The following is a 21,060-nucleotide window of genomic DNA, read 5'->3' on the forward strand; positions in this document are numbered from 1 at the left end:
AGAGCCCTGAAATTGCGGGAAAAACTGGATGCGGCAAGGTACGCATTGACAATTCGATCTTGCCGCACACATTTTGCACCGCCATACAAAGCGCAAAGCCTGTCGAGCAAGGATTCATCTTAAATGCCTGTAGTTGTTGTAGAATCTCCGGCCAAAGCAAAAACGATCAACAAATATCTGGGCCCCGACTACACCGTTCTGGCCTCGTACGGCCATGTACGCGACTTGCCGCCGAAGGATGGATCGGTTGATCCAGAGCATGAATTCTCGATGAAATGGGAAGTCGGCAATGACAGCCGCAAGCACGTCAAGGCCATCGCCGACGCACTTAAGGACGACAATGCGCTGATCCTGGCCACTGACCCCGATCGCGAGGGCGAAGCAATCAGCTGGCACCTGCAGGAAGCGCTGACCAAGCGGCGCTCGATCAAGAAAGACACACCGGTCAGCCGGGTTACATTCAACGCCATCACCAAAGAGGCTGTGACGCAGGCGATGCAGAACCCGCGTCAGGTGGACATGCCGCTGGTCGAGGCTTATCTGGCCCGCCGTGCGCTGGATTACCTGGTGGGGTTCAACCTGTCACCCGTTCTGTGGCGCAAGCTGCCCGGCGCGCGGTCGGCTGGCCGGGTGCAGTCGGTCTGTCTGCGGTTGATCGTCGAGCGCGAGATGGAGATCGAGGCGTTCAAGCCGGTCGAATACTGGTCGGTGCGGGCCTTGTTCGAAACGCCCCGCGGCCAGACCTACGAGGCCCGGCTGGTCACGCTGGCCGGAAAAAAGCTGGACAAGCACGACCTGACCAATTCGACACAAGCCGAATTGGCAGTTCAGGCCATCACCAGCCGCGCGTTGAGCGTGACATCAGTCGAGGCCAAGCCTGCCGCCCGCAACCCAAGCGCGCCGTTCATGACATCCACGCTGCAGCAGGAAGCCAGCCGCAAGTTCGGCATGGGAGCCCGCCACGCGATGCAGGTGGCGCAGCGGCTGTATGAGGCGGGTTACATTACATATATGCGGACTGACGGCATCGACATGGCACCCGAAGCTGTGACTGCCACCCGCGACGCCATCGCCGACCGATATGGCGCAGAATACGTGCCAGACAGCCCGCGCATGTATAAGAACAAGGCCAAGAACGCTCAGGAAGCGCATGAATGTATCCGCCCGACGGATATGACCCGCGATGCCAAGGCGCTGAAGGTCACGGATGAGGATCAGCGCAAGCTTTATGATCTGATCTGGAAACGTACAATCGCCTGCCAGATGGCCGCCGCCCGGCTGGAGCGGACCACGGTCGAGATTGGCAGCGCCGACGGTCAGGTCGGTCTGCGCGCCACCGGGCAGGTGGTTTTGTTCGACGGGTTCATGCGCGTCTATGAAGAGGGCCGCGATGACGTCACGGATGACGACGAAAAACGCCTGCCTCAGATCATGAAGGGGGACCCTGCCCCGTTTGCCAAGACCTCATTGCGGGATCAGCACACAAAGGCCACGAACGATGACAAGGCCGCCATCCTGTCCGAGAATGAAGCCGTTCTGGCCCTGCAACATCACACCCAACCGCCCCCGCGTTACACCGAGGCCACTTTGGTCAAACGGATGGAGGAATTGGGGATCGGTCGCCCTTCGACCTATGCCTCGATCGTGACGACGATCCAGGACCGGGAATATGTGCGCAAGGACAAAAACCGGCTGATCCCTGAAGAAAAGGGCCGCATCGTCACCATCTTCCTGCTGAATTTCTTCCGTCAGTACGTGGGCTATGAGTTCACCGCCAATCTGGAAGAACAGCTGGACGACGTCAGCGCCGGGGATCGCGACTACAAGGATCTGTTGGGCAAGTTCTGGCGCGAGTTTTCGGCTGCAATTGGCGAGACCTCGGAGCTGCGCATTTCGGAAGTGCTGGACAAGCTGGACGAAGCGCTGGCACCGCAGCTTTATCCGCCGCGCGAGGACGGGTCGGATCCGCGTATCTGCCCGAAATGCGGCGTGGGGCAATTGCACCTGAAGACGTCGCGCACCGGCGGATTCGTCGGGTGCGGCAACTACCCGGAATGCACGTATACCCGTCCGATCGCCGGTGAAGGCGCGGAAGGCGACGAACGTCTTCTGGGCGAGGATGCGGGTGATGAGATCTGGCTGAAATCCGGCCGCTTTGGTCCTTATGTCCAGCGTGGCGAGCCGACGCCGGAGAACAAAAAACCACCCCGTGCGTCGCTGCCGCGTGGCTGGAGCAAGGATGACATGGATTTGGACAAGGCGCTGACCCTTCTCAGCCTGCCCCGCCAGATCGGCGAACACCCCGAAGGCGGAATGATCAGCGCGAATTTCGGTCGCTTCGGGCCTTACCTGATGCATCAACTGGCCGATGAAGCCAAACCGGTTTACGCCAACCTCAAAGACCCTAATGACGTGTTCGAGATCGGGATGAACCGGGCCGTGGAACTGCTGGCCGAAAAACGGGCCAACCCCGGTCGGGGCCGTAGTGCGGCGGCCAAACCGCTGAAGGAACTGGGCGAGCATCCCGATGGCGGCGCGATGCAGGTTCTGGACGGGCGCTACGGGCCGTATGTGAAATGGGAGAAAGTCAACGCGACCATTCCCAAGGACGTAAAACCCGAAGACGTGACGCAGGAAATGGCCGTTGAACTGGTCAACGAGCGTGCGGCCAAGAAGGGCACCAAGAAAAAAGCTGCGCCAAAGAAGAAGGCCGCTGCCAAGAAGACAGCCAAGAAGGCGGGCTGAGACGGGGCTAGGTAGAAATACCATTGCCCTCTGGTTTCATTGACTTCCCCGTGACGTGGCGGCACAACCTGCCGCATCACCATGTCATTGGGGGAGTTTTCCATGAAGAAAATCTATGCCAATGCCACTGACGCGCTCGATGGGGTGCTGTCGGATGGCATGCTGATTGCGGCGGGCGGTTTCGGCCTGTGCGGTATTCCCGAACTGCTGCTTGAGGCGATCCGGGAATCGGGCGCCAAGGATCTGACTTTTGCCAGCAACAACGCCGGGGTCGACGATTTCGGTATCGGCATCCTGCTGCAGACGAAGCAGGTCAAAAAGATGATCAGCTCGTATGTCGGTGAAAACGCCGAATTCATGCGCCAGTACCTGAGCGGCGAGTTGGAGCTGGAGTTCAACCCGCAAGGCACTCTGGCCGAGCGTATGCGCGCAGGCGGCGCGGGCATCCCCGGCTTTTACACCAAGACCGGCGTGGGTACCGTGATTGCCGACGGCAAGGAACACAAGGACTTCAACGGCGAGACCTACATCATGGAGGAAGGCATTTTTGCCGATCTCGCCATCGTCAAAGCCTGGAAGGCCGATGACACCGGCAACCTGATTTTCCGCAAGACTGCACGCAACTTCAATGTACCTGCCGCGACCTGCGGCAAGATCTGCATCGCCGAGGTTGAAGAGATCGTGCCGCGCGGCTCGCTCGACCCGGATGGGATCCATCTGCCCGGCATCTACGTGCACCGCATCATTCAGGGGAGCCACGAAAAGCGCATCGAACAGCGCACCACCCGCAAGAAGGAGGACGCATAATGCCCTGGGACCGCAATCAGATGGCCGCACGCGCGGCGGAAGAGCTGGAAGACGGCATGTATGTGAACCTCGGCATCGGCATTCCGACGCTGGTGGCAAACTATGTGGGGGACAAGGACATCACTCTGCAATCCGAGAACGGCATGCTGGGCATGGGTCCATTCCCGTTCGAGGGTGAAGAAGACCCCGACCTGATCAACGCGGGCAAGCAGACGATCACCGAACTGTCCCGCACGTCCTACTTCGACAGCGCCACGTCCTTTGCCATGATCCGGGGCGGCAAGATCGCTGCGGCGATTCTGGGTGCCATGGAAGTGGACGAAAAGGGCGATCTGGCCAACTGGATGATCCCCGGCAAGCTGGTCAAGGGTATGGGCGGCGCGATGGATCTGGTCGCCGGCGTCGGTCGTGTGATCGTGGTCATGGATCACACCAACAAACATGGCGATTCAAAAGTGCTTAAGGAATGCACCTTGCCGCTGACAGGTAAGGGCGTCGTTGATCGCATCATCACCAATCTGGGCGTGCTGGATGTGGTTGAAGGCGGCCTGAAGATTGTCGAACTGGCCGACGGTGTCAGTGAAGACGATATGCGGGCCTCGACCCAGGCCACGATCGTCGGCTGATTGACCTGATATTGAATGGCCCGCCGACTCGCGGGCCATTTTCAGTTTAGCGTCTGAAATACGCAGCCATCCGAGATCAGTTCCGGCGGGGTCGAGCACAACGCGCGCGCCACCTGAAACGCCGCAAGCACTTTTGGCACGTAATCGCGGGTTTCCGCATAAGGCGGCACACCACTGTGTTTGCGAACGGCTCCTTCGCCCGCATTATATCCGGCCAGCACCAAAATCGGGTCGTTTTTGAATTCCCCCATCAGCCAGTTCAGGTATTTCACACCGCCCGCGATATTCTGCGAGGGCTGAAAACTGTCCTCAACACCGAACCTTTCGGCCGTGGCGGGCATCAGTTGCATCAGTCCTTGCGCACCGGCTGAACTGACAGCATCCGCCCGGCCGGCCGATTCCACGGAAATCACCGCAAGGACAAGCGCCGGGGAAACCTTGGTTCCCACTGTCGAGCGCAGAATGTCGATCCCCTGCAGCTGTGCGATATTTTGAAGGGTCTGCAAACGTGGTGAAGCAACATTTGTGGATGAAAGCGCATTGATCGCCATATCCAGCCGCCCTGCCCCGGCCTCAGCCAGTTCCGGCGAGATCTTGTCCCAGAAGGCGGTGTAGGAGCCGACAGGTTTTTCAGGGCTGTTCGACCCCGGCAGGTTCTCGGGCGGAAGCGCGGTGCGCTTGACCACTTCAGGCGTTTCAAGCTCGGCCCCGGTGCTGGGGGCAAAAGGCTGGGATGCATGTTCTTCAGCCGTGATCTGAACGGTGATACGCGGGCGCGCGCCGGGCTTTGGCGCCTTGATCCTTTTATAGACGCCTCTCGGCTCGATATCGGCGGCGATCACCGGAACCGTGCCCGATATCAGAAATGCCGACACGCCGGCGCATGTGATTGCGTACCGGAGATTCATTTTTTGCCTGCCTCTTGTTTTCTTTTTATGAATTTGAACCTCGAATCCGGCCGCAAGGCCAGAAAAACAAAGCGAATTGGGGCAATTTCGCCTCATTTGGCGCAATTTTGCATCTCTTGCGAAGGTCAATACCGTCACGTTGAAAATTTTTTTTGTTCTTTTTCAATTAGATATCGAATTCGTGACCAAAAAGTTAAGACGAAGCGCAAAAAAACTGTGTTTGGCCCAATTCCTGCCACGCACAACAGTCAAACATATATCCATACCGAGACGGTCATGAGCGGACTGAGAGAGAAAGCTCTGAAAGACGCCAAGGTTAATTGACTTAGATCCTTTAGGAGGGACGTAACATGATCAAGTTCATCAAGAACTTCCGCAAAGACGAAGACGGCGCCGTGACAGTTGACTGGGTCGTTCTGACCGCAGCAGTCATCGGCCTGGGCACCGTGGCCTACCAGCAGATCGCCAACGGCGCACAGGGCATGGCAACCGACGTGAACGCCGCGCTGAGCAGCGCAACCATTAACACCGGCACCAGCGATGGTACCGTTTCAGGTGGTATCACCGGTTCGGGCACCAACTAAGCCAGACAATTCCCAGAACTGGAAACAGGCCGCGCCAACACTGGCGCGGCTTTTCTTTTGGAACCGTGAACTCAAGAACCGGCCAGGCAAGGCATCGGCGATTTGGCAACCGAGCGAAAATCAGGCGCGGTCACGGCCATGCGCACCTCAAAGAAATCCAAATACGTCATATTATTCAATGTTTTGCCCAATTCACGCCATTCCGGCAAAGCAAAACATAATGTGTGCATCAGCAAAGGTTGTACATGAACAGATTCTATTGGTCGGTTCTGCCCCGACCCTGCTTTACTGGAGCGACCCGCAATGATCAGGTTCACGAAAACCTTTATCACCTCTGAAGACGGTGCTGTCACCGTCGACTGGGTCGTTCTGACTGCCATAATCATTGCGCTTGCGACACTGATTTACTTCGGTATCCAGACAGCAACCATCAGCCTGAGCGGGAACACCAGCTCGGCGATGTCCAGCGCGACCATCAGTACCGGATCCAACAACGCGCCTGGCGGGATCGTTGTTTCAGGGACCGCGGGCGGCGGTAGCTGAGCTACTGCCTAAGGTTTCCAAGCATAGTTCAGCCAACTCTGGGCTCTTCACGCTGGACGTTTGAAACGTAGCCCCCCGGGGCCTGCGCTTGACCTGAGTGTGTTGCCAACTCGCCCTACAATCGTGGAACAGTGATAGAAATGTCTTCTTTGTCCTACATTTCGACACAATTCCTGTTTAGGAAATAAGCTGTTTCAAAGTTTCCCACTGGCCGAAATGACTCTGGCCATCGAAAATATGAGGTGCGCGCATGCGAGCTGTGTTTGGTCTTGTTCTGATCGTCGGGGTGGCTCTGGCCGGCGGCGCGGTTTACATGGCGCGCAACTATATCGCCGCCTATCAGGATGCTCTCGCACGCGAGCGTTTGGCAGCCCAGGAAGCTTTGGCAAACGCGAACGTCAATGTAATTCCGACCGTCAGCGTCATCGTGTCCAACCGTTCGCTAAAGTATGGCGAACGCGTAAAGGAAGAAGATGTGCGTATCGTCGATTGGCCCGAAAACGCGATCCCCGAGGGCACATTCACGGAAATGACCGTCCTGTTCCCCGAGACCGGAGACAATGAGCGTTATGTCATGAGGGCCATGGAAAAAGACGAAGCGATCATGGAGGTCAAGATTACCCGGCCGGGCGAAGCCGCGGGTCTGACCTCGCGCCTGGAAAAAGGCAAGCGGGCCTTTGCCATCAGCGTTGATGTTGCGTCCGGCGTATCCGGATTTCTGCGCCCAGGAGACGACGTCGACATTATCTGGACCGGCTCGTTGCGAGGCACGGTCGAGGGTGCCAGCGGTGAACTCACACGTTTGATCCTTCCTAGTATCAGACTGGTTGCTATTGATCAGTCCGCAGGCTCGGACGTCACGGGCACAACGATTGCACGTACGGTCACGGTGGCCGTTACACCGGAACAGGCCATCTCGCTGGCCCAGGCCCAGAGTACCGGCCGCCTGTCCCTTGCCTTGGTTGGGGTCCAGGACGAGGCCATCACCGCGGCAATCGAAGTCGACCAGCGAAAACTGTTGGGTATTAAAGAGGCGGCGCCTGCTCCGAAAAAAGCCCAGGAAAGAGTGTGTACGATCCGGACTCGCCGCGGCGGAGAGATCGTCGAAACCCCAATTCCCTGCACAAACTGACGTTAAATCAGAGCGTTACGGACTTGAGTCGCGCAATCTGCGCGGCTCTTTCTATTTTGATTGTTGCCCATTCCCCACATAAGGAACAATCCAGAAACCATTGATTATTGCAATAAATTCTGAATTCGCGCAGTGTTTCGTATTAGAGGGCGATAGACCCAAAAACGAGGCGTGATCGGAGAGGCAGGTCACATGACAATACGTTCCTGGATCAGCGCAACCCTGCTGGGGTTGGCGCTTGTTGTGAGCCCGGTCGGCGATGCCGCCTGGGCACAAAATATTCGCGTGGTTAAAAAAGGCACAGCGGAAACGCTGGATGTCCCTATGAATCGCGCAATTGTTGTTGAGAGTGAAGAGCCGTTCGCAGAACTGAGCATCGCCAACGCGGGTATCGCCGACATCTCGTCGCTTTCGGACCGCACGATCTATGTTCTTGGTAAGGCTCCTGGCATCACAACGCTGACGTTGTTCGATGGCGTCGGCAATCTGATCACGAACGTTCGCGTTCGTGTGGCACCGGATGTGACCGAATTCAAGGAAAGGCTGCGCCAGATCCTGCCCGATGAGCGGGTCGAGGTGCGTACGGCAAATGACGGCATCGTGCTGTCCGGCACCGTGTCCAGCTCGGCAAAGCTGGCCCGCGCGCTGGAACTGGCGGAGCGTTATGCCCCGGAACGCGTTTCGAACCTTATGAGCGTTGGCGGCGTGCAGCAGGTCATGCTGAAAGTCCGGTTTGCAGAGATGAACCGCTCGGTCGCCAAGAGCCTGTCAGCATCGCTGGGCTTCGGTGGCGGCGATGTGACCGGCGGTATCAACACGCTGAACAACTCGCTGGCATTGCAGAACGCACTGAGCAACAACATTCCCGCCGTGCAGTCCAACACAGGTGCGATCCTGTTTGGATTTGGCGCAGGTTCGACCCAGGTTCGCCTGTTGCTGGAGGCCCTTGAGGCCAAAGGCCTGGCCCGCAGCCTGGCTGAACCCAACCTGTCAGCACTGTCCGGGCAAGAAGCGACATTCCTGGCCGGCGGCGAAGTACCCATCCCGGTTCCGCAGGACGATGGTGTCGTTACCATTGAATACAAGGCCTTCGGTGTCGAAATAGACTTCATCCCACGTGTTGTCGACGGCGATCTGATCAATCTGGAGATGGCCGCGTCTGTCTCGGCGATCGATAACAGCTCGAACTTCACGATCAATGGCGACAACGTTCCAAGCTTTATCACACGCCAGACCAGCACGACGGTTGAACTGCGCGACGGTGAGAGCTTTGCTATCGCCGGGCTGATCCAGGACAACTTTGCCGACCTGAACAACCAGATCCCGTGGCTTGGCGATGTGCCTGTCCTGGGTGCCCTGTTCCGGAGCGCCGAATACCAGCGCGAGCAAAGCGAACTGGTTATTATCATCACCGCACATCTTGTGTCGCCGACGCGGGGTGAGGCCCTAGCTCTGCCCACCGATCGGGTCAAACCGCCCAGCGAATTCGATCTGTTCGTGAATGGCAAGACCGCCCGGACAACACGTGCCGGTGCAGGCGCCGCAACAGAAGTGGCCAAACAGGGCTATGGCAGCTCTTACGGCTACGTCCTGGATTGATGAGGAGGATAGGACCCATGCAAAAGTGGATGATGACACTATGTCTGTCGGTCGCTGTCGCAGGCTGTACACGGGAAGCGGGCTACGAAATCGATTCGGGCGCTTTCGGCAACGCAACTCTCAACAATATCCAGGTGATGAATGGTGAGTTGTCCTATGCCCAGATCCTGGCTCAGCGGTTTGCGGCCGAGGTTCCAACCCAGATCAATTTTGCCTTCAACAGTTCGCAACTGGATGCTTCGGCACAGCGGATCCTGGCGCAGCAGGCGGATTGGATCAAGCAATTCCCTGAGGCTCGGTTCCGCGTGTACGGCCACACGGATGCTGTCGGCTCAACGGCCTATAACAAGGCTTTGGGTCAACGGCGCGCCAATGCTGCGGTTGCCTTCCTGATTCAGCAGGGCATCTCGCGATCGCGCCTAGAGGCCGTTGTGTCCTTTGGCAAAGCGCGCCCGCTGATCGACACGCCAAACCGGGATCGGCGCAACCGCCGTACCGTGACCGAGGTGTCGGGCTTCTTGGATCGCGATCCGCTGATTCTGGACGGCAAGTACGCCCAGGTCGTCTATCGCGAGTATGTTGCGAGCGCGACTTACGCAACACAACTGAGCAGCGCAACAAACCTTGGCGTTACATCCGAACAATAAACTGGTTTTGGGCGACATCGTCGCCCAATTCCCTACAATTTGTTCTTTTACGCCCAATTCTCGCCCAACTTCCAAGAGACGTTGTCAACAATTGGGTGACCTGCGGCCAGATTTGACCGCATCGGGGCGACAGCCAATCCGACCAGACCGCTTGTGTTTGTAAGATTTGCCAAGCCCTCACTACGAGGATTGTGTTAATGACAAGCGCCACGCAGCAAGACGAAAATAACGCCATTCTGGCCTGCACAATCAGCCGTGATGTCCAGAACTTCGATCTGTTGATCGAAGACATGGAAGTTGCGCTGGGTGAACGCTGGGGCGATCTTGGATTTGCTGAGGCACTGGCTTTTTTCGGCCAGCCCGAGGCAGATTCTCTTGAATTTGTGGCACTTGCAATCGACGGGGAAGACGAAGACAACCTGACGCTGATGGGTGAAATCATCACCCGCGCCAAGGACAAGAAAATCAAAGTTGTTCTGATCGCCGAAGATGTCACACCTGCGTCGCTGCATCAGCTGCTGCGCAAAGGTGCCGATGAATTTGTCCCGTACCCGCTGCCCGAAGGCGAGTTGCAGGAAGCCATCGAGCGCATGAAACAGCCCGATCCGGTTGCCGCGCCCCAGGCGGCGGCAGTTCCGCTGACCCAGGGCGAATCAAAAGAAGGCGCGCTGTTTGTGGTGCACGGCCTGGCCGGAGGCATAGGTTCGACCACTCTGGCGGTCAATCTTGCCTGGGAACTGGCTACGGTTTCGGACAAAGAAGCACCGACCGTCTGCCTGATTGACCTGGATCTGCAATTTGGCACAGTTTCCACCTATCTGGACCTGCCGCGTCGCGAGACAGTGTTTGAAATGCTGTCGGACACGGCGTCCATGGACGACGATGTTTTTTCCCAGGCGCTGCAGACATATGAAGAAAAACTGCAGGTTCTGACCTCGCCTTCCGACATTGTGCCGCTGGACCTGATTACGCCGGAGGATATTCAGCGCGTCATCGACACCGCACGCAAGCATTTCGACTATGTGGTCGTGGATATGCCAAAAACGCTGGTGCACTGGTCCGAAACGGTGCTGGCGGCGGCGCATGTCTATTTTGCACTGATCGAGCTGGATATGCGGTCCGCCCAGAACGCGCTGCGCCTGAAGCGTGCCTTGCAGGCCGAGGAGCTGCCCTTCAACAAGCTGCGCTTTGCATTGAACCGGGCGCCAAAATTCACGGATCTGAACGGCAAGGGCCGGGTCAAGCGCATGGGCGAAAGCCTGGGAATCTCCATCGATCTGCAACTGCCCGAAGGTGGCAAACCTGTTCTGCAAGCCGGCGATCACGGCCTGCCGCTTGCAAAATCTGCCGCCAAGAACCCACTGCGGCGGGAAATCGCCAAACTGGCCAAGTCGCTTCACAGCCTGGGCTCGAGCAACGCGGAAGCCGCGTAACAACTTCTCAAGGGGACAGCCGTCATGTTTTCGAGATACAAGAAGCAGCCTGATGCGCAGCCGGTCAAGACTGCGGCCAAAGCCCCAGAGGCCACCCCGGCCGCGGCAAACGCTCCTGCCTCTGCCACAACGGCGGTTGTCCGCAAACCGGTGCAAAAAAAGGCCGCCGAGGCCTCATCTTCCGACCGTGACCGCAAGCGCAAGGAACGCTTGAGTGAAATCAAGATCGATCTGCATCGCGAATTGCTTGAAAACCTGAACCTCTCGGCGCTGGAATCAGCCGCCGAGGCTGAGCTTCGGGCCGAAATCAGCGCCATTGCCAGCGAAGTTCTCGAATCGCGCAACATCGTTCTGAACCGCGAAGACCGTTCACAGCTCAACAAGGAACTTTATGACGAGGTCACCGGGCTTGGGCCTTTGGAAACCTTGCTGCAGGATGACACGGTCAACGATATTCTGGTGAACGGACCGCAGCAGATCTTCGTGGAACGCGATGGCAAGCTTCAACTCAGCGACATCACCTTCAAGGACGAAAAGCACCTGATGCGGATCATCGACAAGATCGTGTCCGCCGTGGGTCGCCGGGTCGATGAATCCAACCCTTATGTTGACGCCCGTCTTGCTGACGGATCGCGTTTCAACGCCATGGTGCCGCCGATTGCGGTGGACGGATCTCTGGTATCCATTCGTAAGTTCAAAAAGGACAAGCTGGGCATCGATGATCTGGTCAATTTCGGTGCGTTCAGCGAAGAAATGGCTGCCTATCTTCAAGCTGCGGTGTCTACGCGCCTGAACGTTATCGTATCGGGTGGTACAGGTTCTGGTAAAACGACCACATTGAACGCCTTGTCCAGCTTCATTGACGACGCCGAACGCATCCTGACGATCGAGGATACAGCCGAACTTCAGCTGCAGCAGACCCATGTGGGCCGGATGGAAAGTCGCCCGCCCAACGTAGAAGGCAAAGGTGAGGTCAGCCCGCGAGACTGTCTCAAAAACGCCCTGCGGATGCGCCCCGACCGTATCATCGTGGGTGAGACGCGCGGTGCCGAGGTGATCGACATGTTGCAGGCCATGAACACCGGCCACGACGGGTCAATGACCACGATCCACGCCAACTCGGCCCGCGACGGGATCTCGCGTCTGGAAAACATGATCGCGATGGCCGGGATCGAGATGCCGATCAAGGCCGTGCGCAGCCAGATTGCCAGCGCTGTGAACCTGATCGTACAGGCCAGCCGCTTGCAGGACGGTTCGCGCCGCATGACATCGATCACCGAGATCACCGGGATGGAAGGCGATGTGATTTCCATGCAGGAAATCTTTCGTTTTCAACGTGTTGGCCTGACACCTGACAACAAGATTATCGGTCACTTCACCGCAACCGGCGTGCGCAGCCACTACTCCGAGCGCTTCCGTCTGTGGGGCTTTGACCTGCCCGCGTCCATTTACGACCCAACCACAATGTAGGAGATCAAGGATATGCAACTGCCTATGGAGGCATTGATCTATGTCGCGATCTTCGTGGGCGTTCTGGCCCTGGTCGAAGGTATCTACCTGGTCGCGTTCGGCAAATCCATCAGCCTTAACAGCCGGGTAAACCGCCGCCTCGACATGCTCGACAAAGGTGTCGGGCGTGAACAGGTTCTGGAACAGCTGCGCAAGGAAATGCAGCAGCATATGAAATCGCAGAGCATCCCGCTCTATTCCCTTCTGGCCGACAAGGCGCAGAAGGCGGCGATTGCGTTTTCGCCCCGTCAATTGATCATGATCATGTGCCTTGTATCCGGGGTCGCGTTCATGGGGCTTAGCATCGGCACAGCCACCGATACCGCCTTACGGGCGGCCATTTCCGTCGCAATCGGTGTTGGCAGCGTTTATGCGTGGGTGAACCAAAAGGCCAAGAAACGCATGGGCATGATCGAAGAACAATTGCCCGAAGCCGTGGAACTGATGGTTCGCTCGCTGCGTGTCGGCAACCCCTTCGTCTCAACGATTCAGGTTGTTGCCACCGAGGTTCAGGACCCGCTGGGAACCGAGTTTGGCGTCATCGCCGATGAATGCGCCTATGGCCGCGACGTTGGCGAAGCCTTGAAAGACATGGCCGAACGTCTGGACATGCAGGATTTGCGGTTTTTGGCGGTTGCCGTGGGCATCCAGCAGCAATCCGGCGGTAACCTCGCAGAGATTCTGGCCGGTCTTGCACAGGTTATCCGTGCCCGATTCCGCCTGTTTCGCCGCGTCAAGGCGATCACGGCCGAGGCACAGTGGTCCGGTAAATTCCTGTCGGCCTTCCCGCTGGGCTGTCTGGCTTTCATACTGGTCAAGGATCCCGGTTATTACGACGGCGTTCTCGACCATCCATGGTTCATTCCGATGTGTTTCTTTGTTGGCATCACGCTGACGCTGAACCTGATCGTCATGAAAATCATCACCAACATCAAGGTTTGAGGGCACGGCAATGGAATTCCTGACCCGCATCAATGACTTGCTGACCGAGCATCTGGGCGAGTTCGGACCACTGATCGTGGTCGGTGTTCTGGGGTTGTTCATGATCCTGGTCACTATCCCTCTGATGCTGAACCAGCCCGAGGATCCGCTCAAGAAGTTGCAGCGTTCGAATGCCGCGCCCAAGAAGGGAAAAAAGGCCAAGAAAGACCAGTTGCGGAACGCCGGTCGGAACGAGCAGCTTGAAAAATTCGCGACCTTTCTGGAACCGAAAGATCAGGAAGAGCTGTCGGCAATGCAGCTCAAGCTGCGGCAGGCAGGGTACCAGACCAAGGATGCGGTGCGGTTTTTCCACTTTGCACAGTTCTCCCTTGGGATCATCGGCATCATTGTCGGCGTTCTGCTGGTAACGGTGTTCGCGGGAACGCAGGAATTCACCGCCCAGCAAATTCTGGTGCGCGTGCTGGTGCCCGGCGGTGTCGGCTACATGATCCCCAAATACTGGATCACGCGCCGCATCGAAGAGCGGAAAGAGAAGATTACGCAAGCCTTTCCCGACACGCTTGACCTGATGCTGGTCTGTGTGGAGGCTGGTCAGTCCCTCGATCAAGCCATAGTCCGGGTGTCCAACGAAATGAAAGCCTCGTACCCCGACATTTCGCAGGAGTTCGAGATCGTCGCTTACGAAATGAAAGCGGGTAAGGACAAGGATACCGTCCTGCGTGACTTTGGCACCCGTTGTGGCGTGCAGGACGTCAACTCGTTCGTCACGGTGATGATCCAGTCGGCGACTTTTGGTACATCAATTGCAGAAGCCCTGCGGGTGTATGCGGGCGAGATGCGCGACAAGCGCGTCATGCGCGCGGAAGAGGCTGCGAACAAGCTGCCAACCAAAATGACGCTTGTCACAATGGGACTGACAGTTCCGCCTTTGCTGGTTATTCTTGTCGGGCCTTCGGCAAACGTTATTTCGACTTTCGGCCGGTAGTAACCTGATGAACCCATTTCGATGCTGCGCCCGGACCGGGCTCCGCCGCATCTTTCAGGTCACCCTGGTTTTCGCCATGGTGGCCTCTTGCACAGAGACCGATCGTTCCGGCGATCTGGAGGCTCCGGGCATTGACCGCGGGGGACAGGCCGAAGACGAAATTGAGGTTGGAAACCGCTTGATGGCCGCCGGCGAGTACGAACTGGCGCTCAAGTCCTTTACCCGCGCCGCTCTGGAACAGGGGATGACGCCGCAAATCCTGACATCGATGGGCACGGCAAATCTGGGCCTGAAGCGCCTTGGCCAAGCCGAAACCCTGCTGAGACGGGCCGTCAAGGATGATACCGATTGGCCGGTGGCGTGGAATAATCTGGGCGTTCTGCTGATGGAAACCGGGCAATATCCCGAAGCGGCCCAGGTGTTTCAGCGCGCTTATGCGCTGGACAATGGCGAAAGTGACGCAATCCGCGACAATCTGCGGTTAGCACTCGCAAAAATGGAAAATCCTGATAATAATACCTCACAAGAACAAGAATATACGCTGGAGCAGCAAGGCGACGGGCAATTTACGCTTCGCAAGCTCCCGTAACCAGAGGCAAGAGCAGTAAAGGACGCAAAAATGCGCCAACAATTCTTGATTCCGTCGATCGTCATATGCGGATTGATTGTATCGGCATGCGCCAAAGAGACCGAAGAAGAAAAGGTCGAGCGTACATTTCAGGAAGTAAACGTCATTGATGAAACCAATCTGAATGACGTGTTGCTGAGTGCGGCCGACCCGAACGAGGCGGTCACATATTTCCACAATGCGGCCACCAAAAACCCTGATCGCATCGACCTGCAGCGGGGTCTGGCGATATCTCTGTCACGCGCCAAACGCACAACCGAAGCTTCTGCCGCATGGAAGAAGGTCACAGGCATGAAAGGCTCGACCAACGCGGACAAGGTCGAGTATGCCGACGCGCTGGTTCGCGGCGGCAACTGGAAAGAGGCCGAGGCTGTGCTGGATTCAGTCCCACCCACATTTGAGACATTCAAGCGCTATCGTCTCGAGGCGTTGGTGGCGGATTCGCAGGAAAGCTGGAAGCGGGCGGATCATTTCTACGAAACCGCCGTGGGCCTGACGACGCGCCCGGGCAGTGTGATGAACAACTGGGGTTATTCCAAGCTGACACGCGGCCAGTATGCCGAGGCCGAACGCCTGTTTACTGAAGCGATCCGGCACGACAAATCCCTGTTCACCGCCAAGAACAACCTTGTTCTGGCCAGATCGGCCCAGAGAAACTACACCATGCCGGTCATTCCAATGACCCAGATCGAGCGCGCCCAGTTGCTGAATACGATGGGGATCTCGGCGGTCAAGCAAGGGGATGTGAACACGGCCAAGAACCTGTTCCGCGAAGCCATTGCCACCCACCCGCAACATTTCGACGAAGCCGTCCGTTCGCTGCGTGCGCTCGAGGAAGCCTGATTGATGCATATCCCTGCGGTTGCAGCTGCGTGGTTCCTGCCATTTGTGCTGCCAATCTGCTTTTACGTCGCTTTCACTGATATGCGTGAAATGCGGATCAAGAATCACGCGGTTCTGGCGCTGGCGATAGTATATGCCGTCATCGGCCTGTTTGTCATGCCGCCGTGGTCGCAGGAGTGGTTAAGCGGGAGTATTGGCCCCTTACCCGTCACTTTGCCCCTCTATCTGTGGCAACTGCTGCATATTGTCATTGTTCTGCTTGTTGGCATCGTCCTGAACGCGGCAGGGGTCATGGGTGCGGGAGACGCCAAGTTCCTTGCTGCAGCCTCTCCTTTCGTCTGGTTTGCCGACGCTTTTATCCTGTTGGCCGTTCTGACAGCGACCCTTCTGGCCGCCGTGGCAACCCATCGCCTGGCCAAGAACACCCGTCTGCGCAGTATTGCACCGCATTGGGAAAGCTGGGACCGTGGCCGGCAATTTCCAATGGGTTTGGCCCTAGCAGGCGCTTTGGCCATGTATCTGATTTTGGGAACTGTTTACGGTTCGTGAACTATCATCAGCGCGCCTTGCCCCCGCCTTGGTCCTGCCACAAAGGCGGGCCAAATTTTCCGCAAGCGGCCCGTTCAGGGCCGGTTGACGTGAAACCGGGATAGACGAGCCACGCTCATGAATATGCAGACCACTTCCGTTATGGCCCCCCCTGCCCCAAAGGGGCTGGGTGAAATGCAGCTTCCGTTAGTGATGATGCGGGACATTTTGCTCAAGACGATCTTTCGCAAGAACGTCGACACCGTGTCCGAGATCGCCGCAGCCATCTGTCTTCCGGGTTCCGTTACGCAGGAACTGGTCGATATCACCCGCGATCAGAAACTGCTTGAGGCGACCGGCACCCTGAACGCCAACAGCGGCAACGAAATGGGGTACCAACTGACCGATGCGGGGAAGGCACGTGCGTTGGACGCGTTGAGCCAGTCGGAGTATTTCGGCGCCATGCCAGTACCGCTGGACGTGTATCGCGAGCAGGTCAAGCGCCAGTCGATTCGCAACATTCAGGTTACGCGTGAGCAACTGACCGGTGCGATGGGTCATCTGGTTCTGCCCGACAGCCTGCTTGACCATTTGGGCCCGGCGGTCAGCGCCGGCCGGTCGATCCTGATGTATGGCCCGCCGGGCAATGGTAAATCCTCGATCTCGAACGGTATCCGCGACGCGCTGGGGGACAATGTCTATGTGCCCTGGGCCATCGAATACGCCGGGCAGGTGATCACCGTCTATGACCCGATCGTGCATACCGCGATCGAACAGGAACCCGATGACCCCAACAGCCTGCGCCGCCGCAAACGGTTCGACTCGCGCTATGTTCAGTGCGAGCGCCCGACGGTTGTGACCGGGGGCGAACTGTCTCTCAGCATGCTTGATCTGGTCTACAATCCGACCGCGCGCACCTATCAGGCGCCGCTGCAGTTGAAATCGACGGGCGGGATCTTCATTGTCGACGACCTTGGCCGTCAGGCGGAACCGCCTCAGGCGCTGGTCAACCGCTGGATCGTTCCGCTGGAAGAAAACAAGGACATCCTTGGCCTTCAATCGGGTGAAAAGTTTGAAGTTCCCTTTGACACACTGGTCATCTTCTCGACCAACTTCCACCCGAACGAGATCTTTGACCAGGCCGCCCTGCGCCGGATCTTCTTCAAGATCAAGATCGACGGTCCGAACCAGGAAAACTTCCTGAAAATCTTCGCCATGGTCGCCCGCAAACGCGGCATGCCGCTGGACGAGGCCGCGCTGGTGCATCTGTTGAAAGTCAAATACCCGACGATCAACAACATCTATGCGAACTATCAGCCGATCTTCCTGATCGATCAGATGATCGCAATCTGCGAATTCGAAGGTATTCCTTATCAGATGAGCCCCGACCTGATCGACCGGGCCTGGGCAAACATGTTCGTCAAAGACGAGAAAATCGTCAAATAACGCCGTGCCAATCAGGCGCGAGGGCGGTTAATCTGCGCAAATGACGCAGATTCCCGCCCGGATCACCGACTGGTTTTCAGCCAAAGGCTGGTCCATCCACCCGCATCAGCAGGACATGTTCGACCGGGCACAAGACCCGGCGACATTGCTGATCGCACCCACAGGTGGCGGCAAGACCATGGCCGGCTTCCTGCCGACGCTGGCGGAACTGGCCGATGGCACGCATGAGGGCCTGCACACACTCTATGTCTCGCCGCTCAAGGCGCTGGCTGCGGATATCCGGCGCAATCTGCGTGGCCCGGCGGACGAAATCGGCCTGCCGATCCGGATCGAAGACCGGACCGGCGACACCTCGGCCACGCAAAAGAAACGCCAGCGCGTGGATCCGCCGCATATCCTGCTGACGACGCCCGAAAGTTTGGCGCTGCTAACCTCGTACGAGGACGCGCCGCGCATGTTCAAAGGCGTGCAGCGGGTGATCGTTGACGAGATCCACGCCCTTTCCGAAAGCAAACGCGGCGATCAGTTGATGCTGGCACTGGCGCGCCTGCAAAGCCTGTGCCCTGCCCTGCGTCGTGTGGGCCTGTCGGCAACTGTCGAAGACCCCGATGCCATCGCCCGGTTTCTTGCCCGCCACCCTGACACCTGCCGGATCATTCAGGCCGACCCCGGCCCTGACCCGGATATCTCGATGCTGGAAACGACCGAGATGCCACCATGGTCCGGCGGCGGCGCGGCCTATGCCATTCCGGCCGTGCTGGAGCAGGTCCGGCAACACAAGACGACATTGATCTTTCATAACACCCGCGCACAGGCCGAGATCTTTTTTCACAACCTGTGGCTCGCAAATGACGAAGGTCTGCCCATCGGCATTCATCATGGCAGTCTGGACCGGCAGCAACGCGAAAGGGTTGAAGCCGCAATGGTGCGCGGAGAGTTGCGCGCCATTGTCTGCACTGGCAGCCTGGATCTGGGCATCGACTGGGGTGATGTGGATCTGGTGATCCAGATCGGCGCGCCCAAGAACGTCAAGCGACTGGTGCAACGCATTGGTCGCGCCAATCATCGATACAACGCCCCCTCCAAGGCTTTGCTGGTGCCTGCCAACCGGTTCGAGGTTGTCGAATGCGTCGCAGCGCTTGAAGCCGTCCAGGCGCATGATCTGGATGGCGAACCGCGCGGGCGCGGCCCAAGGGACGTGTTGTGCCAGCACATTCTGATTGCCGCCGCCGCAGGGCCGTTCGATGCGGACGACCTTTATGCGGAAATGACGATGGCAGGGCCTTTTGCCCAACTGTCGCGTCCTGAGTTCGACGCCTGTCTGGAGTTCTGTGCCACTGGGGGATACGCCCTGCGCGCCTATGACCGCTGGCAACGACTGCAGCAGCGCCCCGATGGCCGTTGGCAACTGCGCGACCCGCGCGCGGCGCAGCGCATCCGTATGAATCTGGGCACGATTCAGGATACCGACACCCTGAAAGTGCGCCTGAAACGCAACCGGGGCGGCAAACCCCTGGGTGAGGTCGAAGAGGGCTTTGCCGCTTCGCTGACGCAGGGTGATACCTTTCTGATCGGCGGGCAGATCGTCCGCTATGAAGGCCTCCGCGAGATGGTTGTCGAGGTCAGTCGCCGCGCTGATCGCAAACCCAAGATCGCAACGTTTTCCGGCACGAAGTTTGCCACTTCCACGCAGTTAAGCGACCGCATCCTGCGGATGTTTGCCCAGGACAACTGGCCGCAATTGCCGCCGCACACCGCCGAGTGGCTGGCCCTGCAACGCAACATGTCCCGTCTGCCCCAACGCGACCGGCTGCTGATCGAAAGTTTTCCCAATGACAGGCGCGAAAACCTGTGTGTCTACGGATTTGCCGGGCGAAACGCCCAGCAAACGCTGGGCCTGCTGCTGACCAAACGGATGGAGGAAACCGGGCTGGCACCATTGGGCTTTGTCGCCACCGACTATGCCACGCTGATCTGGGGACTGGATGCGGTGACCGATCCGCGCCCCCTGTTCGAACACAGAGCATTGCGGGCGGGGCTCGAGACATGGCTGGCGGGCAACGCGGTGATGAAGCGTACCTTTCGCGCCTCGGCGACAATCGCGGGGCTGATCGAACGGAACACCGGCGGCCAGCGCAAGAGCGGGCGGCAGGCAACGTTCTCGTCTGACATACTGTATGACACGCTGCTGAAATATGACCCGGACCACCTGTTGATGCAGATCACACGCGAAGAGGCCATGCGTGGTCTGGTAGATTTCGGACGGATCGAGGAAATGATTGCGCGCATCGGCGACCGCATCGATCTTCTTCGGCTGGACAGAGTTTCCCCCCTGGCCGCGCCGCTGTTTCTTGAGGTCGGCAAAGTGCCCGTCAAAGGGGCCGCCGAAGAACGGCTATTGGCCGAGGAAAGCGCGCGGCTTTTGCAGGCTGCGGGATTAGAGAGCGGTTAATCCGCTTGCCTTGGGTCGGGAAAAAGGCAAAGAACGGATCATGAACAGCCTGTTGTTTACCTTTGCCGGTCTATCCCTGCACGCTTTGGGGTCCGGGGCGTTGTGGTGGCCCGATCGGAAATTGCTGTGCGTGTCCGACCTGCATCTGGGCAAGTCCGAGCGGATGGCCCGGCGCGGCGGGGCCGCGCTGCCGCCCTATGACACACAGGACACGCTGACGCGGCTGGCGGCGGACCTGCACCACACCCGCGCCGAGACGGTCATTTGCCTGGGTGACAGCTTCGACGATCTGGACGCCGCACAGTCATTGATCCCGGACCATCAATTGCAGATCGTCACCCTGCAGGCCGGCCGGGACTGGATCTGGATCGAAGGCAACCACGATCCCGGACCTGTCGAACTGGGCGGAACGCATTTGTCCGAGTGCTCCTTTGGACCGTTGGTATTCCGCCACATCGCCGAACCCTCTGGCCGGGCCGAGGTTTCGGGCCACTACCACCCCAAGGCGAGCTTACGCGTGCGTGGCCGGTCCATCACCCGGCCGGCGTTCCTGCTGGATCAGGCGCGTTTGATAATGCCGGCCTACGGTACGTTTACGGGCGGTCTGCGCAGTACCGACGCGGCCTTGGCCGGCTTGATGGACAAACAGGCCAAAGCCATTCTGACCGGGCCACAGCCACAGATCATTCCCATGCCGCGCTAG

Annotated in this window: 20 protein-coding genes; 18 read left to right on the forward strand and 2 right to left on the reverse strand. The window is 58.3% G+C overall.

Annotated elements, in window-relative coordinates; all coding sequences use genetic code 11:
- The first annotated feature begins 123 nt into the window (after window positions 1–123).
- The 3 genes from topA to ACR3EQ_RS09550 all read left to right on the forward strand — a co-directional run bounded on the left by topA (window position 124) and on the right by ACR3EQ_RS09550 (window position 4,178).
- Window positions 124–2,745: a type I DNA topoisomerase gene (gene topA, locus ACR3EQ_RS09540; RefSeq protein ID WP_170613260.1), complete on the forward strand. Its 2,622-nt coding sequence runs from the start codon at window positions 124–126 to the stop codon at window positions 2,743–2,745.
- 102 nt (window positions 2,746–2,847) lie between these two features.
- Window positions 2,848–3,552: a CoA transferase subunit A gene (locus ACR3EQ_RS09545; RefSeq protein WP_480490467.1), complete on the forward strand. Its 705-nt coding sequence runs from the start codon at window positions 2,848–2,850 to the stop codon at window positions 3,550–3,552.
- Complete coding sequence (locus ACR3EQ_RS09550; RefSeq protein WP_170613264.1) at window positions 3,552–4,178, forward strand: 3-oxoacid CoA-transferase subunit B; 627 nt, start codon at window positions 3,552–3,554, stop codon at window positions 4,176–4,178. Before ACR3EQ_RS09545 ends, ACR3EQ_RS09550 begins: the two co-directional genes overlap by 1 nt.
- A 41-nt stretch (window positions 4,179–4,219) precedes the next feature.
- On the opposite strand, the gene ACR3EQ_RS09555 is transcribed toward ACR3EQ_RS09550, so the two are convergent.
- Window positions 4,220–5,086, reverse strand: a complete 867-nt coding sequence (locus ACR3EQ_RS09555; protein WP_170613266.1) for a lytic transglycosylase domain-containing protein — start codon at window positions 5,084–5,086, stop codon at window positions 4,220–4,222.
- Window positions 5,087–5,436: 350 nt separating this feature from the next.
- Here ACR3EQ_RS09555 and ACR3EQ_RS09560 point away from each other — a divergent pair, with 350 nt between their 5' ends.
- Window positions 5,437–5,670, forward strand: coding sequence for a Flp family type IVb pilin (locus tag ACR3EQ_RS09560; RefSeq protein WP_480490470.1), 234 nt, complete (start codon window positions 5,437–5,439; stop codon window positions 5,668–5,670).
- A 71-nt stretch (window positions 5,671–5,741) separates the two neighbouring features.
- Here ACR3EQ_RS09560 and ACR3EQ_RS09565 read toward each other — a convergent pair whose 3' ends face one another.
- A complete protein-coding gene (locus ACR3EQ_RS09565) occupies window positions 5,742–5,987 on the reverse strand; it encodes a hypothetical protein (RefSeq protein ID WP_480490471.1) in 246 nt (81 codons plus the stop codon).
- Between ACR3EQ_RS09565 and ACR3EQ_RS09570 the strand changes: the two genes are divergently transcribed.
- From ACR3EQ_RS09570 to pdeM, 14 genes are all read left to right on the forward strand, one after another.
- Entirely contained in the window at window positions 5,974–6,213 is a 240-nt protein-coding gene (locus ACR3EQ_RS09570; RefSeq protein WP_170678132.1) for a hypothetical protein, read from the forward strand. The two genes, ACR3EQ_RS09565 and ACR3EQ_RS09570, sit on opposite strands and share 14 nt — an antisense overlap.
- A 250-nt stretch (window positions 6,214–6,463) precedes the next feature.
- A complete protein-coding gene (gene cpaB / locus ACR3EQ_RS09575) occupies window positions 6,464–7,345 on the forward strand; it encodes a Flp pilus assembly protein CpaB (RefSeq protein WP_480490473.1) in 882 nt (293 codons plus the stop codon).
- 192 nt (window positions 7,346–7,537) lie between these two features.
- Window positions 7,538–8,944 (forward strand): type II and III secretion system protein family protein, encoded by a 1,407-nt coding sequence (locus ACR3EQ_RS09580; RefSeq protein ID WP_480490474.1) that lies wholly within the window; start codon window positions 7,538–7,540, stop codon window positions 8,942–8,944.
- 17 nt (window positions 8,945–8,961) lie between these two features.
- A complete protein-coding gene (locus ACR3EQ_RS09585; RefSeq protein ID WP_170678138.1) occupies window positions 8,962–9,591 on the forward strand; it encodes an OmpA family protein in 630 nt (209 codons plus the stop codon).
- Window positions 9,592–9,788: 197 nt separating this feature from the next.
- Window positions 9,789–11,024: a CpaE/TadZ family protein gene (locus tag ACR3EQ_RS09590; RefSeq protein ID WP_480490475.1), complete on the forward strand. Its 1,236-nt coding sequence runs from the start codon at window positions 9,789–9,791 to the stop codon at window positions 11,022–11,024.
- Between the two features lie 24 nt (window positions 11,025–11,048).
- A complete protein-coding gene (locus tag ACR3EQ_RS09595; RefSeq protein WP_170678142.1) occupies window positions 11,049–12,494 on the forward strand; it encodes a TadA family conjugal transfer-associated ATPase in 1,446 nt (481 codons plus the stop codon).
- A gap of 12 nt (window positions 12,495–12,506) precedes the next feature.
- Window positions 12,507–13,475 (forward strand): type II secretion system F family protein, encoded by a 969-nt coding sequence (locus ACR3EQ_RS09600; protein ID WP_170678144.1) that lies wholly within the window; start codon window positions 12,507–12,509, stop codon window positions 13,473–13,475.
- Between the two features lie 10 nt (window positions 13,476–13,485).
- The gene (locus ACR3EQ_RS09605; RefSeq protein ID WP_480490477.1) at window positions 13,486–14,460 is read left to right on the forward strand and encodes a type II secretion system F family protein; all 975 of its coding nucleotides are present in this window, start codon (window positions 13,486–13,488) and stop codon (window positions 14,458–14,460) included.
- Window positions 14,461–14,467: 7 nt separating this feature from the next.
- Window positions 14,468–15,049, forward strand: a complete 582-nt coding sequence (locus ACR3EQ_RS09610) for a tetratricopeptide repeat protein (RefSeq protein WP_170816791.1) — start codon at window positions 14,468–14,470, stop codon at window positions 15,047–15,049.
- 30 nt (window positions 15,050–15,079) lie between these two features.
- The gene (locus ACR3EQ_RS09615; RefSeq protein ID WP_480490479.1) at window positions 15,080–15,931 is read left to right on the forward strand and encodes a tetratricopeptide repeat protein; all 852 of its coding nucleotides are present in this window, start codon (window positions 15,080–15,082) and stop codon (window positions 15,929–15,931) included.
- Between the two features lie 3 nt (window positions 15,932–15,934).
- Window positions 15,935–16,480, forward strand: a complete 546-nt coding sequence (locus ACR3EQ_RS09620) for a prepilin peptidase (RefSeq protein WP_480491760.1) — start codon at window positions 15,935–15,937, stop codon at window positions 16,478–16,480.
- 117 nt (window positions 16,481–16,597) lie between these two features.
- Window positions 16,598–17,905, forward strand: a complete 1,308-nt coding sequence (locus ACR3EQ_RS09625) for an ATPase (RefSeq protein WP_170613292.1) — start codon at window positions 16,598–16,600, stop codon at window positions 17,903–17,905.
- Window positions 17,906–17,945: 40 nt separating this feature from the next.
- Window positions 17,946–20,357, forward strand: coding sequence for a ligase-associated DNA damage response DEXH box helicase (locus tag ACR3EQ_RS09630; protein ID WP_170619419.1), 2,412 nt, complete (start codon window positions 17,946–17,948; stop codon window positions 20,355–20,357).
- Between the two features lie 40 nt (window positions 20,358–20,397).
- Window positions 20,398–21,060 (forward strand): ligase-associated DNA damage response endonuclease PdeM, encoded by a 663-nt coding sequence (gene pdeM, locus ACR3EQ_RS09635; RefSeq protein WP_170613296.1) that lies wholly within the window; start codon window positions 20,398–20,400, stop codon window positions 21,058–21,060.

It is taken from the genome of Ruegeria sp. AN11, assembly GCF_056536005.1.

Excerpts from the sequence above, each read along its gene's own strand:
- pdeM (WP_170613296.1), top strand. The coding sequence starts at position 20,398 with ATGAACAGCCTGTTGTTTACCTTTGCCGGTCTATCCCTGCACGCTTTG.
- ACR3EQ_RS09630 (WP_170619419.1), top strand. The coding sequence starts at position 17,946 with ATGACGCAGATTCCCGCCCGGATCACCGACTGGTTTTCAGCCAAAGGC.
- ACR3EQ_RS09555 (WP_170613266.1), bottom strand. The coding sequence starts at position 5,086 with ATGAATCTCCGGTACGCAATCACATGCGCCGGCGTGTCGGCATTTCTG.
- ACR3EQ_RS09545 (WP_480490467.1), top strand. The coding sequence starts at position 2,848 with ATGAAGAAAATCTATGCCAATGCCACTGACGCGCTCGATGGGGTGCTG.
- ACR3EQ_RS09620 (WP_480491760.1), top strand. The coding sequence starts at position 15,935 with ATGCATATCCCTGCGGTTGCAGCTGCGTGGTTCCTGCCATTTGTGCTG.
- ACR3EQ_RS09595 (WP_170678142.1), top strand. The coding sequence starts at position 11,049 with ATGTTTTCGAGATACAAGAAGCAGCCTGATGCGCAGCCGGTCAAGACT.
- ACR3EQ_RS09625 (WP_170613292.1), top strand. The coding sequence starts at position 16,598 with ATGAATATGCAGACCACTTCCGTTATGGCCCCCCCTGCCCCAAAGGGG.
- ACR3EQ_RS09605 (WP_480490477.1), top strand. The coding sequence starts at position 13,486 with ATGGAATTCCTGACCCGCATCAATGACTTGCTGACCGAGCATCTGGGC.
- ACR3EQ_RS09585 (WP_170678138.1), top strand. The coding sequence starts at position 8,962 with ATGCAAAAGTGGATGATGACACTATGTCTGTCGGTCGCTGTCGCAGGC.
- topA (WP_170613260.1), top strand. The coding sequence starts at position 124 with ATGCCTGTAGTTGTTGTAGAATCTCCGGCCAAAGCAAAAACGATCAAC.
- ACR3EQ_RS09570 (WP_170678132.1), top strand. The coding sequence starts at position 5,974 with ATGATCAGGTTCACGAAAACCTTTATCACCTCTGAAGACGGTGCTGTC.
- ACR3EQ_RS09590 (WP_480490475.1), top strand. The coding sequence starts at position 9,789 with ATGACAAGCGCCACGCAGCAAGACGAAAATAACGCCATTCTGGCCTGC.
- cpaB (WP_480490473.1), top strand. The coding sequence starts at position 6,464 with ATGCGAGCTGTGTTTGGTCTTGTTCTGATCGTCGGGGTGGCTCTGGCC.
- ACR3EQ_RS09550 (WP_170613264.1), top strand. The coding sequence starts at position 3,552 with ATGCCCTGGGACCGCAATCAGATGGCCGCACGCGCGGCGGAAGAGCTG.
- ACR3EQ_RS09580 (WP_480490474.1), top strand. The coding sequence starts at position 7,538 with ATGACAATACGTTCCTGGATCAGCGCAACCCTGCTGGGGTTGGCGCTT.
- ACR3EQ_RS09610 (WP_170816791.1), top strand. The coding sequence starts at position 14,468 with ATGAACCCATTTCGATGCTGCGCCCGGACCGGGCTCCGCCGCATCTTT.
- ACR3EQ_RS09600 (WP_170678144.1), top strand. The coding sequence starts at position 12,507 with ATGCAACTGCCTATGGAGGCATTGATCTATGTCGCGATCTTCGTGGGC.
- ACR3EQ_RS09615 (WP_480490479.1), top strand. The coding sequence starts at position 15,080 with ATGCGCCAACAATTCTTGATTCCGTCGATCGTCATATGCGGATTGATT.
- ACR3EQ_RS09560 (WP_480490470.1), top strand. The coding sequence starts at position 5,437 with ATGATCAAGTTCATCAAGAACTTCCGCAAAGACGAAGACGGCGCCGTG.